The 15444-nt window shown below is 62.8% G+C and carries 13 protein-coding genes; 8 read left to right on the top strand and 5 right to left on the bottom strand.

What is annotated here, in order from left to right; translation table 11 throughout:
- Positions 1–51: 51 nt before the first annotated feature.
- Entirely contained in the window at positions 52–1455 is a 1404-nt protein-coding gene (locus BFQ01_RS29340; protein WP_065928053.1) for an MFS transporter, read from the bottom strand.
- Positions 1456–1862: 407 nt separating this feature from the next.
- Between BFQ01_RS29340 and proP the strand changes: the two genes are divergently transcribed.
- Together proP and BFQ01_RS29330 are read left to right on the top strand one after the other, a co-directional pair.
- Positions 1863–3365 (top strand): glycine betaine/L-proline transporter ProP, encoded by a 1503-nt coding sequence (gene proP / locus BFQ01_RS29335; RefSeq protein WP_065928052.1) that lies wholly within the window; start codon positions 1863–1865, stop codon positions 3363–3365.
- Positions 3366–3417: 52 nt separating this feature from the next.
- Positions 3418–3924: a GAF domain-containing protein gene (locus BFQ01_RS29330; protein WP_065928051.1), complete on the top strand. Its 507-nt coding sequence runs from the start codon at positions 3418–3420 to the stop codon at positions 3922–3924.
- Here the strand turns inward: BFQ01_RS29330 and BFQ01_RS29325 are convergent.
- On the bottom strand, positions 3899–4822 hold the full coding sequence (locus BFQ01_RS29325) for an AraC family transcriptional regulator (RefSeq protein ID WP_065928050.1): 924 nt from the start codon (positions 4820–4822) through the stop codon (positions 3899–3901). The genes BFQ01_RS29330 and BFQ01_RS29325 overlap by 26 nt on opposite strands.
- A 165-nt stretch (positions 4823–4987) precedes the next feature.
- Here BFQ01_RS29325 and BFQ01_RS29320 point away from each other — a divergent pair, with 165 nt between their 5' ends.
- On the top strand, positions 4988–6010 hold the full coding sequence (locus tag BFQ01_RS29320) for an alpha/beta hydrolase (RefSeq protein ID WP_065928049.1): 1023 nt from the start codon (positions 4988–4990) through the stop codon (positions 6008–6010).
- A complete protein-coding gene (locus BFQ01_RS29315; protein ID WP_065928048.1) occupies positions 6007–7212 on the top strand; it encodes an MFS transporter in 1206 nt (401 codons plus the stop codon). The genes BFQ01_RS29320 and BFQ01_RS29315 overlap by 4 nt, the downstream gene beginning before the upstream one ends.
- On the opposite strand, the gene BFQ01_RS29310 is transcribed toward BFQ01_RS29315, so the two are convergent.
- Positions 7164–7907, bottom strand: a complete 744-nt coding sequence (locus tag BFQ01_RS29310) for an SDR family NAD(P)-dependent oxidoreductase (protein ID WP_027608503.1) — start codon at positions 7905–7907, stop codon at positions 7164–7166. The two genes, BFQ01_RS29315 and BFQ01_RS29310, sit on opposite strands and share 49 nt — an antisense overlap.
- Positions 7908–8045: 138 nt before the next feature.
- Between BFQ01_RS29310 and BFQ01_RS29305 the strand changes: the two genes are divergently transcribed.
- The gene (locus BFQ01_RS29305; protein WP_199275504.1) at positions 8046–8396 is read left to right on the top strand and encodes a winged helix-turn-helix transcriptional regulator; all 351 of its coding nucleotides are present in this window, start codon (positions 8046–8048) and stop codon (positions 8394–8396) included.
- A gap of 66 nt (positions 8397–8462) precedes the next feature.
- The gene (locus BFQ01_RS29300) at positions 8463–11072 is read left to right on the top strand and encodes a bifunctional diguanylate cyclase/phosphodiesterase (protein ID WP_065928046.1); all 2610 of its coding nucleotides are present in this window, start codon (positions 8463–8465) and stop codon (positions 11070–11072) included.
- Here BFQ01_RS29300 and BFQ01_RS29295 read toward each other — a convergent pair.
- Positions 11029–11850 (bottom strand): AraC family transcriptional regulator, encoded by an 822-nt coding sequence (locus BFQ01_RS29295; protein WP_065928045.1) that lies wholly within the window; start codon positions 11848–11850, stop codon positions 11029–11031. The two genes, BFQ01_RS29300 and BFQ01_RS29295, sit on opposite strands and share 44 nt — an antisense overlap.
- 97 nt (positions 11851–11947) lie before the next feature.
- Here BFQ01_RS29295 and BFQ01_RS29290 point away from each other — a divergent pair, with 97 nt between their 5' ends.
- Together BFQ01_RS29290 and BFQ01_RS29285 are read left to right on the top strand one after the other, a co-directional pair.
- Positions 11948–13159 (top strand): MFS transporter, encoded by a 1212-nt coding sequence (locus BFQ01_RS29290; RefSeq protein ID WP_065928044.1) that lies wholly within the window; start codon positions 11948–11950, stop codon positions 13157–13159.
- Positions 13160–13269: 110 nt separating this feature from the next.
- The gene (locus BFQ01_RS29285; protein ID WP_027608507.1) at positions 13270–14433 is read left to right on the top strand and encodes a GGDEF domain-containing protein; all 1164 of its coding nucleotides are present in this window, start codon (positions 13270–13272) and stop codon (positions 14431–14433) included.
- On the opposite strand, the gene iolG is transcribed toward BFQ01_RS29285, so the two are convergent.
- Complete coding sequence (gene iolG, locus BFQ01_RS29280; protein WP_065928043.1) at positions 14421–15425, bottom strand: inositol 2-dehydrogenase; 1005 nt, start codon at positions 15423–15425, stop codon at positions 14421–14423. The genes BFQ01_RS29285 and iolG overlap by 13 nt on opposite strands.
- Positions 15426–15444: the final 19 nt, after the last annotated feature.

The following is a 15444-nucleotide window of genomic DNA, read 5'->3' as shown; positions in this document are numbered from 1 at the left end:
TCGCCACAGAGGTACCAGTTTGCTGCGCGACAGCGCGGCGGCCACGAGGTATTACAGGTCAGTGATTTCCTTATGGCGCGGCACCAGGGTCTTCATCACGCTCCAGGCCACCAGGTACGCCAGCGCACAGATCGCGAACATGATCATGTAGCCGGTGTGGATGTCATTGATGGACTTGTAGTAGTCGAACACCCAGCCGCCGATCTTGGTCATCACCACACCGCCGATGCCGCCGGCCATGCCGCCGATGCCGACCACCGAGGCCACGGTTTTCTGCGGGAACATGTCGGACACGGTGGTGAAGATGTTGCACGACCACGCCTGGTGCGCCGAGGCGCCGACGCCGATCAGCAATACCGGGACCCAGAAGCTGATGTAGCCCAACGGTTGCGCCAGCAACACCACCAACGGGAACAGCGCGATCACCAGCATGGCTTTCATGCGGCCGTCGTAGGGGGCATCGCCACGGGCCATGAAGTAGCTGGGGAACCAGCCGCCGCCGATGCTGCCGACCATGGTCATGCTGTACAGCACGGCCAGCGGCATGACGATATCGGCGCCTTTCATGCCGTATTGCGCCGACAGGTAGGTGGGCAGCCAGAACAGGAAGAACCACCACACGCCATCGGTCATGAATTTGCCGAAGGCAAACGCCCACGTCTGGCGGTAGGTGAGCAACTTGAACCACGAGACTTTTTTCTGTACCGCGCCTGCAACCGGCGGGATAGAGGGCTGCTGCGCCTGGTCGCTGCGGATATAGGCCAGCTCTTCGGCCGACAGGCGTTTTTGCTGCTCCGGCTTCTCATACACCGCCGCCCATACCGCCACCCACACAAAGCCCAGCATGCCGATGACCATAAAGGCCGCTTCCCAGCCCCACATCCCGGCGATCAGCGGCACACAGATCGGCGCCAGGATCGCGCCGACGTTGGCGCCGGAGTTGAAGATCCCGGTGGCCAGCGAGCGTTCTTTCTTGGGGAAATATTCGGCGGTGGCCTTGATCGCAATCGGGAAGTTACCCGCCTCGCCGATAGCCAGCACCGCCCGGGACAGCATGAAGCCGGCGATGGACACGGGGATCACTGCCAGGCCGAGCGCACCGCTGACCGCGGCGATGCCCTCGCCCATCGGCACCGAGAACGCATGCATGATGGCGCCGGTGGACCAGATCGCAATCGCGATCACGTAGGCGGCCTTGGTGCCGATCTTGTCGACGAACCGCCCGGCAAACAGCATGGAGATCGCATACACAAACTGGAACACCGCCGCGATATTGGCGTAATCGGTGTTGCTCCAGCCAAATTGCGTCGACAACTGCGGCGCGAGCAGGCTGAGCACCTGGCGGTCGAGGTAGTTGACGGTGGTCGCGAAAAACAACATCGCGCAGATGGTCCAGCGATAGTTGCCTACAGCTTGGCCAACGCGCTGGGCGTTGATGGGCTCGATCAAGTTCATGGCATCACTTTTTATTTTTGTTAGGTAGGACATATGTAACGTCATATGTCGTCGTACAACTGTGGCTTTTATATCGGGCTACCTACCCGCTGTCAATCTGAAAGATTACGGCTTTTGCGGGCTATCTCGCGGGTGTAAAAAGTGCCAGGCGCAGCTAGGTTGTAGGACGACAAGCGCACATGACCACGGCGAGCGGGCTTCTTGTGGCAAGCCCGCTCACCACAGAATGCCGGATCGCCCCAGGGTAGGTGCTCACCCCGAAAACCCAGGCAATTGCACGCAAATTGCGCCCCAGGCAAAAAAACGCAAATAGCGGTGAATTATTTCATGTCCGCTTGTATCTGAACTGACAGAGCGGTGCCATCGCAACGATGGCACCTCCCCTGTTCTGTTTTAGAGTGGTCCGCATGAAATTACGTAAGAAAAGCGTCAAGCCCATCGGTTTGAAAGACATCACCATTGTTGACGACGCCAAGATGCGCAAGGCGATCACTGCCGCCGCACTGGGTAACGCCATGGAGTGGTTCGACTTTGGTGTCTACGGGTTTGTCGCCTATGTATTGGGCAAGGTGTTCTTCCCCGACGCCTCCCCTAGCGTACAAATGATCGCGGCACTGGCGACGTTCTCCGTGCCGTTCCTGATTCGTCCCCTGGGCGGCCTGTTCTTCGGCGCGCTGGGCGATAAATACGGACGCCAGAAAGTCCTCGCCGCGACCATTGTGATCATGTCGCTGAGCACCTTCGCCATCGGCCTGATCCCCGGGTACGCCTCCATCGGCATCTGGGCGCCGATCCTGCTGCTGCTGTGCAAAATGGCCCAGGGCTTCTCGGTGGGCGGTGAATACACCGGCGCCTCGATCTTCGTCGCCGAATATGCGCCGGACCGCAAGCGCGGCTTCCTCGGCAGTTGGCTGGACTTCGGCTCCATCGCCGGTTTCGTCCTCGGTGCCGGCGTCGTGGTGCTGATCTCCAGCGTGCTGGGCGAAGCCGACTTCGAGGCCTGGGGCTGGCGCCTGCCGTTCTTCCTGGCCCTGCCCCTGGGCATGATCGGCCTGTACCTGCGCCATGCGTTGGAAGAAACCCCGGCGTTCCAACAGCATGTCGACAAGCTCGAACAGGGTGACCGCGAAGGCCTGACCCATGGCCCGAAAGTGTCGTTCAAGGAGATCGCCACCAAGCACTGGCGCAGCCTGCTGACCTGCATCGGCATTGTCGCGGCCACCAACGTGACGTACTACATGCTGCTCACGTACATGCCGAGCTACCTGTCCCATAACCTGCACTACTCCGAAAACAGCGGTGTGCTGATCATCATCGCAATCATGGTCGGCATGCTGTTCGTGCAGCCGTTCATCGGTTTTGTCAGCGACAAGATCGGCCGCAAGCCCTTCATCATCGCCGGCAGCATCGGCCTGCTGTTCCTGGCCATTCCGGCCTTCATGCTGATCACCAGCGGCAAGACCGGCCTGATCTTCGCCGGCTTGCTGATCCTGGCCATCGTGCTTAACTTCTTCATCGGCGTCATGGCGTCCACGCTGCCGGCGATGTTCCCCACGCACCTGCGCTACAGCGCGTTGGCCAGTGCGTTCAACGTCTCGGTATTGATCGCCGGCGTCACGCCTACCGCGGTGGCCTGGCTGGTTGAAAGCACCAACGACCTGTACATGCCCGCCTACTACCTGATGGTGTTTGCGGTGGTCGGCCTGATCACCGGCCTGACCATGAAGGAAACCGCCAACAAACCCCTGCGCGGCGCAGCACCGGCTGCGTCGGACATGGAAGAAGCCAAGGAGTTGCTGCAGGAGCATCACGACAATATCGAGCAGAAAATCGAAGACATTGACGCCGAGATTGCCGAACTGGAAGCCAAGCGCCAGAACCTGGTGCAGCAGCATCCGCGTATCAACTAAGACCTGACCAAGCGTGGTGGCAAGGGCCGCCACGCCAGTGGAGTGTTCAACCATGCTTCCAAGCTGCACCGCCGCACACGCGTTACTCAGCGCCGACGAACGCGCTGCCATCGCCGAAATCGAAGCCACCACCAGCATCCTGCAATTGGTCACCCGCCTGACGGGCATGCGCTTTGCCGGCATCGCCAAGTTCACTGACCTGGAATGGATTGTCTGTTCAGCGCACGACCCCTTCGACATGGGCATTCATGCCGATGACGTGCTCGACCTGGAAACCACCCTGTGCAGCGAGTTCTGCATCAACCCACAGACCCTGTTCATCCCGCAGGTCAGCGCCAATGGCCGCTTTGCCGCACGCCCGGTGGTCAAGCAATACGCCATCGAGAGCTATGCCGGCGCGCCGATCTTCCTCCCGGATGGCCGGCTGTTCGGTGCACTGTGTGCGCTGGATTCCCGGGCGATGCTGTTTGACGACCCCAACCTGCCGGAAACCCTCAGCCTGTTTGCGCGGCTGATCGGCTGCATCTTCTACGCTAACTTGACGCCAGCGGATCGCTGACCGCCGCTTTGCCGCGCAGCACGGCCATATCGCGCTTGGGCGGCACACCAAACAGCCGGCTGTACTCGCGGCTGAACTGCGACGGGCTTTCATAGCCGACCTTGAACGCCGCGCTGGATACGTCCCGATGCTCGTTCAACATCAAACGCCGCGCTTCGTTGAGGCGCAGCCATTTCTGATACTGCAGCGGGCTCATGGCCGTCAGTTGGCGAAAGTGATGGTGAAACGTCGCCGCGCTCATCTGCACGCGCGCGGCCAGTTCGTCCACGCGCAGCGGCACGTCGTAATTGAGCTTGAGCCAATCGATCGCCCGCGCAATCCGATAACCCTGCCCGTCCACGGAGCAGATCTGGCGCAGTCGGCCGGCCTGGTCGCTCTGCAATAGCCGGAAGTGAATCTCGCGCTGGATCAAGGGCGCGAGCACCGGTATCGCTTCGGGCTCATCAAGCAATTCAACCAGGCGCGCAAAGGAGGCAAGCATGGCGCCGGTCACCACACCAATCCCCACGCCTTTCATCACCGCCCGCTCACGCGTTGGCGGCAACTCCCCCTGGGCGATCAGCTCGGCCAGGATGCGCAGGTCGAGCTTGAAAGTCAGGCCCAGGCACGGGCGGGTCGGGCTGGCGACCAGCACTTCGGAGTTGGCCGGTATATCCAGCGACGTGAGCAGAAATCGTGCCGTGTCATACGGGTACCCCTCGCCGCCGACCCACAGCCGCTTCTCACCCTGGGCAACCAGCACGATGCTCGGCTCGACCATGCACACCACGGGTGTCGCGGGCTGCTCACGCCGATAAAAGCCCAGGCCGGGGATGGCCGTGGGGTAGTCGCCGGGTACGCAGACCCTTGAGCCGATCACGCGGACCAGCACGTCCAGGGGCGTTTGATTGATCTTCATAAAGGGCCCTTTGCTCTGATCGTTGGACTTTACCCCGACCGGCCCGCTGGCGTCCCCGGCAACCCGCCAGACTCAGAGGATCAGGCAAGTAATCCAGTGGAACGCACTACAGAACCCTCAGCCACGCCGGGAAAATGTGCCGACCCCCTTCTCAAGGATCCATCCATGAAAAGCCTCTTGCTCACCCTGAGTCTGCTGGTGATTTCGTTCTCTTCTCTGGGAGCCGACATGTCCAACGGTGCAAACAACTTCTACACAAGCGACAAGGTGACCGTCGAAAAAGTCACCTTCAACAATCAATACGGCATGCCGGTGGCGGGCAACCTGTTCGTGCCCAAACAGCTCGCCCCGGCCTCGAAAAATGCCGCGCTGATCGTCGGCCACCCGATGGGCGCCGTCAAGGAACAGAGCGCCAACCTCTACGCCACCAAAATGGCCGAACAGGGCTTTGTCACCTTGTCGCTGGACCTGTCGTTCTGGGGCGAAAGCGCAGGCACACCACGCAATGCGGTGCTGCCCGACCTCTACGCCGAAGACTTCAGCGCCGCCGTAGACTTCCTCGGTACCCGGCCGCTGGTCGATCGTGAGCGCATCGGCGTGATCGGCATCTGCGGCAGCGGCAGCTTTGCCATCGCGGCGGCAAAGATCGACCCACGCCTCAAGGCCATTGCCACGGTCAGCATGTACGACATGGGCGCCGCCAACCGCAACGGCCTCAAGCACGGCATGACAGCGGAACAGCGCCGGCAGGTGCTGGTGCAGGCGGCCAACCAGCGTTACGTGGAATTCCAGGGCGGCGAGACCCTCTACACCAGCGGCACGCCGCTCAAGCGGAGCGGCAACCCGATTGGCGATGAGTTTTTCGATTTCTACCGCACACCGCGCGGTGAAGTCACACCGGCCGGCGCGTCGCCGCAGACCACCACCATGCCGACGCTGACCAGCAACGTGAAGTTCATGAACTTCTATCCGTTCAACGATATCGAGACCATTTCCCCTCGCCCGTTGCTGTTGATTGCCGGTGCCGATGCCCACTCCCGCGAGTTCAGCGAAGACGCCTACCACCGTGCCGCCGAGCCCAAGGAGCTGGTGATCATCCCCAACGCCGGCCATGTGGACCTCTACGACCGGGTCAACCTGATCCCCTTCGCCAAGCTCACCAGCTTCTTCAAAAGTCACTTGAAGTGATCTCGATAAACCCTCACACGCCCCGCTGGGGCGCAGTCTTCGCCCTGTCCCTGGCGGCCTTTGCCCTGGTGGCCTCGGAGTTCATGCCGGTGAGCCTGTTGACCCCGCTGGCCGCCGACCTGGGCATCAGCCAAGGCCAGGCCGGCCAGGGTATTTCGGTGTCAGGCCTGTTTGCCTTGCTCACCAGCCTGGTGATCGCCCGAGTGGCGGCGCGCATGGATCGCAAGCGCCTGCTGGTCGCGCTGACCTTGCTGATGATCGTGTCCGGCAGCGTGGTAGCGTTCGCGCCGAACTACCTGATCTTCATGCTGGGCCGCGCCCTGATCGGCGTGGCCATCGGCGGTTTCTGGTCACTGTCGGCAGCCACTGCCATGGGCCTGGTGCCCGAGGGCCAGGTGCCGCGCGCCTTGGCCATCGTCAATGGCGGTAACGCACTGGCAACCGTGATCGCAGCACCGTTGGGCAGTTTCCTCGGTGGTTTGATCGGCTGGCGTGGCGCGTTTTTCTGCGTGGTGCCGGTGGCCGTGGTTGCGGTGCTGTGGCTGCTGCTGAGCCTGCCATCGATCAAACCCCGTCGCCAGGCCGGCAACGGCCACCTGTTGCGCTTGATCAAGCGCGCCCCGGTGGCCCTGGGCATGCTGGCCGTCAGCGTGTTTTTCATGGGCCAGTTCATGCTGTTCACCTACCTGCGGCCGTTTCTGGAAGGTGTTACCCAGGTGGGAGTATCGCTGCTGTCGTTGATGCTGCTGGTGCTCGGCCTGGCCGGTTTGGCCGGCACGCTGCTGATCGAGCGTGTCCTGAAGAACGGCCTGTACCCCACGCTGATCGCCATTCCCGTATTGATGGCGGTGATCGCCCTGGCATTGGTCGCATTCGGCAGTTCGCCCGTTATTACCGCCGCGCTCCTCGGTGTGTGGGGCCTGGTAGCCACCGCCGCGCCGGTGGGCTGGTGGACCTGGCTGGCAAAAACCCTGCCTGACGATGCCGAGGCAGGGGGCGGCTTAATGGTTGCCATCATCCAACTGGCAATCGCTGCCGGGGCAACGCTGGGCGGTGTGGTGTTTGACCTGTGCGGCTACCAGGTGACGTTTGCATTGAGCGCCGCGCTCCTGTGCATCGCAGCGCTACTCGCCTGGGCCGCTGCGCGGGTCAGTCAACGCGCACTGTCGATGATCTGCCCGCCATCCGGTGTCAGGCTGTAGCCGGTGATGAACTGCGCATCCTGGCTGGCCAGGAACAGCGCCACCGGCGCGATGTCGTCTTCCGGCGAGCCATAACGCCCGAGCACATTGGAGGGTGCCGGCGCGTCATAACTATCACCCCAGGTATCGGCCACCGGCAGCAGGTTATTGACGGTGATGTTATCCACGCCCCATTCCCGCGCGGCCGAGCGGGTCAGCGCGCGCACCGCTTCCTTGGCCATGTTGTAGGGCGCGTAGCCTTGCATGCCGATGATGCCGGCCAGCGAACCGAAGTTGATCACCCGCCCTGCGCCGCTGGCCTTGAGGTACGGGTAGCAGGCTTGCATGGTGCGCAGGTAGGCGATCGGGCCCATGTCCAGGTTGCGTTGCAGTTGTTCGACCGGCAACTCGAGCACCGAGGAAAACACCACGGACGGGTCGAATGCGTTATTGACCAGAATGTCGATGCCGCCATAGGTGGCGACGACGTTCGCCACCGCTGCGCTGACCTGCGCCGCATCAGCCAGGTCGCACACCACGCCGAGCGCCGTGCCGCCTGCGGCCTGGATATCGGCCACCACGCGCGCGACGTTTTCCGGGGTGCGCGACACCACGGCGACCTTGGCGCCCTGGGCCGCGAACAGCTTGGCCGTGGCGCGGCCGATACCACGTCCGGCACCGGTGACAATGGCGACTTTTGCGTTGAGTCGGGACATGTGTTTTCTCCAGTCTGTGAGGGATGAATTTCAGCTAAGATCCCCGCGGAGATGAATTCGCACAAGTAGGATGAAAAAGTGGCAGTCAGTATGGAAAACCAGACTAAAAGCGTTGAAAAGCTGAATATGCATGAAGAAATGCGGCGTGCATTTTCACTGCTCAGCGGCAAGTGGAAACTGGAAATCATGTGGCTGTTGAACCAGCGGGTCTATCGGTTCGGCGAGCTGCGCAAGACCATCGGCGGCATTACCCAACATATGCTCACGGCCCAACTTCGCGAGCTGGAAGACGATGGCCTGGTGACCCGCACGGTGTTCGCCGAAGTACCGCCCCGGGTCGAATATGAAATAACCGCCAAAGCCCGCGCGCTCGCGCCGACCCTGCAGGCGCTGATGGCGTGGTGGGCTGAATACGGCGACAGCCTGCCGGTGAAGCCGCCATCCCGAGGGCGCACCGCGCTTCAACGCCCGCCAACACCGAAGCGCTAAGTTTTTTACCCGCACCGCCGATAACCCGTCATACCAATGACTTGCAGCGACGTCCTGCGGGAAACCATGCCGAACTCTCTCGCCCCTATCGTCCGCACCTTGTCCGACCGCAGCAGCCTGTCGCTGGCGCGCACGTCGCTGTTCAATTTCGTGGCGTTGCTGGCCCTGGTCTTTGCCGCCGCCGCCTACTCCCTGGTTTACCTCGCGCACGAACTGGATCACTCCGAACAGCAGGAAAGCGCGTTTTATACGCGTAAAGCCGTGCAATCCCTGGAGAAGTCCCTGCGGGTGACCGTCAAGGACTACGCCTTCTGGAGCGATGCCTACAAGCACCTGCACATGACCGTGGACAGCGACTGGGCCTACGCGCGCGGCAACGTCGGCGCCACGCTGTATCAGGACTTCGGTTTCCAAGGCCTGTTCGTGGTCGATAACGACAATCGCACGGTCTACTCGGTGATCAAGGGCGCGCTGCAAAGCGTCGAGCTCTCGCAGTGGCTCGACCAGCCCCTGACCGAAATTATCGAGCAGGCGCGTGCCGGGGCTGAAAACGAAACACCGGTCACGGCGTTCATCAATGTACGCGGCAGCCCGGCACTGGTGGCCGCCGCCGCGATCACGCCCGGCACCGATCCCACGGTAGAGCCCGATGGCCGGCCGGCCTCGGTATTGATCTTCGTCGACGTTCTCAACAGCGCCAAGCTGAGTGCGATCGGCGATGACTTCGGCGTGGGCAAGCTGCATGTGGCCACGCCCGATGACATCGGCCAGACCCTGGTTTTCCCCCTTGGCGATAACGGCGCCGCTGGCAGCCTGCATTGGGAACCTGCGCGACCCGGCCTGCGCTTGATGAGCGTAGGCTTGCCGCTGCTGGGGTTGGCCGCGCTGCTGGTGTGCCTGATGACCTGGGTCATTCTGCGTCGCGCCACCGCCACCGCCCTCGCCCTGGATGCCAGTCACACCTCCCTGCTGGACAGCCAGGCCGCCCTGGCCACCAGCGAGGCGCGCTTTCGTGACGTGGTGGAGGCCAGCTCGGACTGGGTCTGGGAAATCGATGTGGGCTGGCGTTTTACCTACCTGTCGGAGCGTTTCGAAAGCGTCACCGGCCTGACCCGGCAAGCCTGGCTCGGGGCGGCCATGAGCGACCTGCTGGACACCGAGGCCGACCTGCTGTCGCAGTGGCTGAGCACTCCGGGCCGGCGCGTGGACATCAGTGTGCAATGCCGCTATATCGATGCCCAGGGACAGGAGCGCACAACCCGGCTGTCGGCCCGGGAAATGCCCTGTGGCGGGTTTCGCGGGACGGCCACCGACGTCACCGAAGAAGTCGAAGCACGTCGGCGCATCGAGTACCTGTCTCAACACGACGCCCTGACCGGGCTGCCCAACCGCACGCGCCTGCAGGCATTCCTGGACGGCAAACTCAAGGCCCTGCCCAGCGCCGAGCAGCCGCTGGTGATGCTCAGCCTCGACCTGGACCGCTTCAAGCCGGTCAATGACCTGCTCGGCCACGCCGCCGGTGACCGGGTGCTCAATCAAGTGTCCGCCCGCCTGGCTGCTTGCGTGCGCCATGGTGACCTGGTGGCTCGCGTCGGCGGCGATGAGTTTGTGCTGATCCTCAGCGACGCCGGCAGCCAGGATGAAGTCGAAAGCCTGTGCCTGCGCTTGATCGAGTCCATCGAGCAGGCGATCAAAATCGACGAACAAGAGGTGTTTATCAGTGCCAGTATCGGCATTGCCCTGGCGCCCACCGATGCCCGCGATGCCACCGAACTGCTGCGCTACGCCGATATCGCGCTGTATGAGGCCAAGGCCGCCGGGCGCAATACCTGGCGCTTTTACTCCGGGGACATGAATACGCGGATCATCGAGCGGCGGCGCCTGGAGAGCGATCTGCGCTTTGCGATCAAGCACGCCGAACTGCGCCTGCACTTCCAGCCGCGCTATCGCATCGCCGATGGGCAGATGGTCGGGGCCGAAGCCCTGGTGCGCTGGCAGCACCCGGTACGCGGGCTGATCGCCCCGGACACCTTTATTCCGATTGCCGAAGAATCGGGGCTGATCCTGGCGCTGAGTGACTGGGTACTGGCCACCGCGTGTGCGTGCGCGGCGCAGTGGCCCGACACGCTGTTCGTCTCGGTGAACCTGTCACCCACCGAGTTCAAGCGCGGCAACCTGGTGGAGCGCGTGCGCCACGCCCTGGACGCCTCGGGTATCGACCCTGCGCGCCTTGAGGTGGAAATGACCGAAAGCGTCATGCTCGAGGACGCCGTCGGCGCACTTGAGGTGATGCGCACACTCAAGCAACTGGGCATCCGCATTGCCATGGATGACTTCGGCACCGGCTATTCGTCCCTCAGCTACCTGCGGGCGTTCCCGTTCGATGGTCTGAAAATCGACCGCAGCTTCCTCACCCGACTGGAGGAAAGCGAGGATGACAAGGCGATTATCCAAGCCATTGTCGGCTTGGGCCGTGCCCTTGCCCTGACGGTCACGGCCGAAGGCATCGAAACCGCTGAGCACCTGGCCATGCTCAAAAGCGTGGCGTGTGAAGAAGGCCAGGGCTACTTCCTCAGCCGACCGCTGGATATCGACGCATTCAACGGCTTGCTGGACGACTACTGCGCCGACGTCAGCGGAAAAAATGACTCGGGGTCTTGCCAAACTGTTTCTTGAACATGCTGGTAAACGCACTCGGGCTTTCGTAGCCCAGCTCCAGGGCCACGTCGATAATCTTCTGCCCCACCGCGATACGCTCTAATGCCAGCAGCAGCCGCGCCTGCTGGCGCCATTGGCCGAAGGTCATGCCGGTGTACTTGCGGAACAGGCGCTGGATGGTTTTCTGGTCGAGGGCCAGGCGCTCGCTCCAATCCGCCACGGTGGAGGCATCGCCCGGGTCCTCCTGCCACGCCAGGCAGATCTGCCGGATACGCGGGTCGGCGGGTTGCGGCAGCGACAGCGGCAAGGCCGGCAACAGCGCCAGCTCGTCGAGGATCAGGTGCATGATCCGCGCATCGCGGGAGTCTTCGGCATAGGGCGGTTTCAAGCTCACGGAGGCCTTGATCAGCTCGCTCAGCAGCGGCGAAATACTCACCGCCTTGGTCTCGGTCGGCAGGTTGGGGAAACTGTCGGGGCGCACGAACACGCTACGCATTTTCAGGGCGCCCACGCAGCGCAGGGAGTGCACGTGCCCGCAGGGCATCCAGAAGCCGCGGTTGGGCGGCACCGTCCACTGGTTGTGCGCCGAATGCACCACCATCACGCCTTCGGTGGCGTAGAGTAATTGATGCTTTTCGTGACTGTGGTCGGGGATCACCCAGTTTTCCGGATAATCGGTGGCCGAACTGATGACAGCCCAGTCGCCCTCATCGATTTCCTGCAAAAATTTATCCAGTGATTTGATCATTTCGCCCTTTTTACGATGGTTGCCTCCCGAATTACGCGAGACAGGCATTCCTGACGAATCTAGCATAAGCTCTGAAACAAATTGAAATGGGCAGCCTGCTCAAGTACTCGCTGCCCCTCTTCGCTGCCTTGTATGGAATGCCTGCATGTCGACCCTGACCGCATCACCTGCCGCCACCTCGAGTCCGCCCCAAGTAAGCCCGTTAGTCATGCGTATCCTCGGCGCCTGTGCCCTGGCGCACCTGATCAATGACCTGATCCAGGCCGTATTACCGTCGATCTACCCGATGCTCAAGGCCAACTACGGCCTGACGTTTACCCAGGTCGGCCTGATCACCCTGACGTTCCAGCTGACCGCCTCGCTGCTGCAACCCTGGATCGGCTACCACACCGACCGGCATCCCAAGCCGTGGCTGCTGCCGGCGGGCATGGTCTGCACCCTGGTCGGCATCCTGATGCTGGCGTTTGTCGGCAGCTTCCCGGCGATCCTGCTGGCGGCAGCCCTGGTGGGTGTCGGCTCATCGACCTTCCACCCGGAAACCTCGCGCGTCGCACGCCTGGCCTCCGGCGGGCGCTATGGCCTGGCGCAATCGACCTTCCAGGTCGGCGGCAACACCGGCAGCGCGTTGGGGCCGTTGCTCGCGGCGGCGATCATCATTCCTTACGGCCAGGGCAACATCGCCTGGTTCGGGCTGTTTGCCGTGTTCGCGATCCTGGTGCTGTACGGCTTGAGCCGCTGGTACCGCAACCACCTCAACCTGTTCAAGCTCAAGCAAGGCGGCAAAGCCACCCACGGCTTGTCCAAAGGCCGCGTGACGTTTGCCCTGGTGGTGCTGGCGGTGCTGGTGTTCTCCAAATACTTCTACATGACCAGCCTGACCAGCTACTTCACGTTCTACCTGATTGAAAAATTCCACCTGTCGGTATCGAGTTCTCAGATGTACCTGTTCCTGTTCCTCGGTGCAGTGGCCGTGGGCACCTTCGCGGGCGGGCCGATCGGCGACCGGATCGGGCGCAAGAAAGTCATCTGGTTCTCGATCCTCGGTGCCGCGCCGTTCACCCTGGCCCTGCCCTACGTCGACCTGTTCTGGACCGCCGTGCTCAGCGTGGTGATCGGCTTCATCCTCGCCTCGGCGTTCTCGGCCATCGTGGTGTTTGCCCAGGAACTGGTGCCCGGCAATGTCGGCATGATCGCCGGGATCTTTTTCGGCCTGATGTTCGGCTTCAGCGGGATCGGCGCGGCGCTGCTCGGCCTGCTCGCCGACAGCCACGGCATCGAGTACGTCTACACACTGTGCTCATTCCTGCCACTGGTGGGCATCCTGACGATACTGCTGCCGTCGACCAAAGGCGTCTAGACCGCCGATCATCGGATGGCTGTATGCCATTATCCTTTGGGCTCTGAAAAACCTGCGTGTGCGCTTACAATCCCCAGCCTCAACGCACACCCAGGCAGACCCGGCACGAAATGACGCTCGACCCTCCTACGATTTTGGCACTCACCGTTGCCCTGGCCGCCGCTGCTGCCCTGTACCTGGCCATAGAATGGCGCAGCGTACGCGAACCTTCGCTGCTGTTCTGGAGCGCCGGTTTCGCCACCATCACCGTCGGCTCCACCTTGGCCCTGCTGCGCATCAATGGCTACCTGCTCATCGGCATCTGGTTTGCCAACGGCTTGCTGGTGGCCGCGCACTGCCTGTTCTTACTCGGGGTCGCGCGCTTTACCCAGGTACGCCTGTCGCCGCGGTGGTGGCTGCTGCTGGCCGTGTGGCTGGGCATGCTGATGCTCCCGACCGACCTGCCGTGGTCCAAAGCCATGTTGGGCGTGCAGTCGCTGCTGGTCGCGCTGCCGACCCTGCGCGCCAGTTTCCTGCTGCGGCCCCACGGCCGATCATTGAGCATCGGCGCGGTGCAACTGCGTTATGTGCTGCTGGTCCACGGCATGTTCTACGTGGCCAAGGCGCTGTCGGTGGTGATCCCTGGCACCTTGATCGACCTTGCGGCGTTCAAGGGCGAGATCATCCAGGTGTCCCTGGTGGAAGGCGCCATGGCGATCATGCTGATTGCGCTGTCGATGACCGGCTCGGAACGCTACCGCCGCGAACAGCAGATCGCCCGCCTCGCCGCCCGCGACCCGCTCACCGCCCTCTACAATCGCCGCGCCCTCGACCTGCGCGCGCCGCGCCTGCTGGCCCAGGTGTCGGCGCAACAACCGGGCGCACTGCTGCTGATCGATATCGACAACTTCAAGTCGGTCAACGACCTCCACGGCCATACCGCCGGCGACCGTGTGCTGATCGCCTTGAGCGAGATGATTCGCGCAGTCGTGCCCCGAGGCGCGCTGGCCGCACGTTTGGGCGGTGATGAGTTTGTGATCCTGCTTAACCCGGCCTCGACCGAGCAGATCGTCGAACTGGGCAGCAGCCTGCGCGAGCAGTTCCAGCAACTGGCCGCACAAACCTTTGCCACGCCCGCGCCGGTGACCCTGAGCATCGGCGCCACCCTGTTCGACCAGCCGCCGGCCAGCCTGGCGGCGCTGATCGAACAGGGAGATACCACGCTGTATGAATCCAAGCGTGGCGGACGGGATAGCATTCGGTTGGTGGATCGGACGGGGGCCTACAGGTCGTAACTGACCGCCACGCACCTCCCCGTCCTCACCGACTCCAACGCACAATCGGCCAGATGCAGCGCATACAACCCGTCGCGCACACTGGTGGGCAGTGCCTGGCCGTTGTTCAGCGCATCGATAAACCGGGTCAGCTCATTGCGATAGGCATCGGCGTAACGCTCCAGGAAGAAATGCTGCAACGGTTCCAGCGCTTCGGTGTGGTCGGCGCTCCAGTGGCGCAGGGTGCTGGGGCGATGGTTGTCGGTGAGCAGTACGCCAAGGGCGCCGGAGACTTCCACGCGCTGGTCGTAACCGTATACCGCCTGGCGGCAGCAGTTGATATGGCATTGCTTGCCGGAGGCGGTACGCAGCAGGACCATCACGCTGTCGTAGTCGTCGATCTGTTCCAGGCTCGGGTCCACCAGGCGGCTGGCGATGGCGCTGACTTCCACCGGTTCTTCGCCGAGCAGGTGGCGGGCGGTGTCGAAGTCGTGGATGGTCATGTCGCGCAGGATGCCACCGGAGTGTTCCAGGTAGTCCCGCGGGGCCAGGCCTGGGTCGCGACTGGTGATGATCACTTGGCGCACTGCGCCGATCTGGCCGGCATCCAGGGCCTGGCGCAGGCGCAGCATGTCGGGGTCGAAACGGCGATTGAAGCCGAGCATCACCTTGCCGCCCTGGCGCTCCACGGCCTGGGCGGCGCTGCGGGCCTTGGCGATGTCGAGGTCGATGGGCTTCTCGCAGAGTACCGCCTTGCCCTCGGCGACCGCCGCCAACAGCAGGTCGATATGGGTGTCGGTAGGGGTGCCGATAACCACGGCGTCGATGTCTTTGCGCGTGAGGACGGCGGCGCAATCGTAGGCCGCCTCGCAGCCCAGTTGGCGGCTGAGGGCATCGACGCCTTCGCGCCAGGGATCGGCCACCAGCACCAGCGTGGCATTCGGGTGGGCGGCGACATTGGCGGCGTGGATCCTGGCGATGCGCCCGGCACCTAGAACAGCGATACGTAGCATGGTTGAACTCCTGATCTTG

Source organism: Pseudomonas sp. 8 R 14 (assembly GCF_900005955.1).
Taxonomy (GTDB): Bacteria; Pseudomonadota; Gammaproteobacteria; order Pseudomonadales; family Pseudomonadaceae; genus Aquipseudomonas; species Aquipseudomonas marginalis.
The sequence above is the reverse complement of the archived record's forward strand: the minus strand, read 5'-3'. Positions and strand labels throughout refer to the sequence as shown.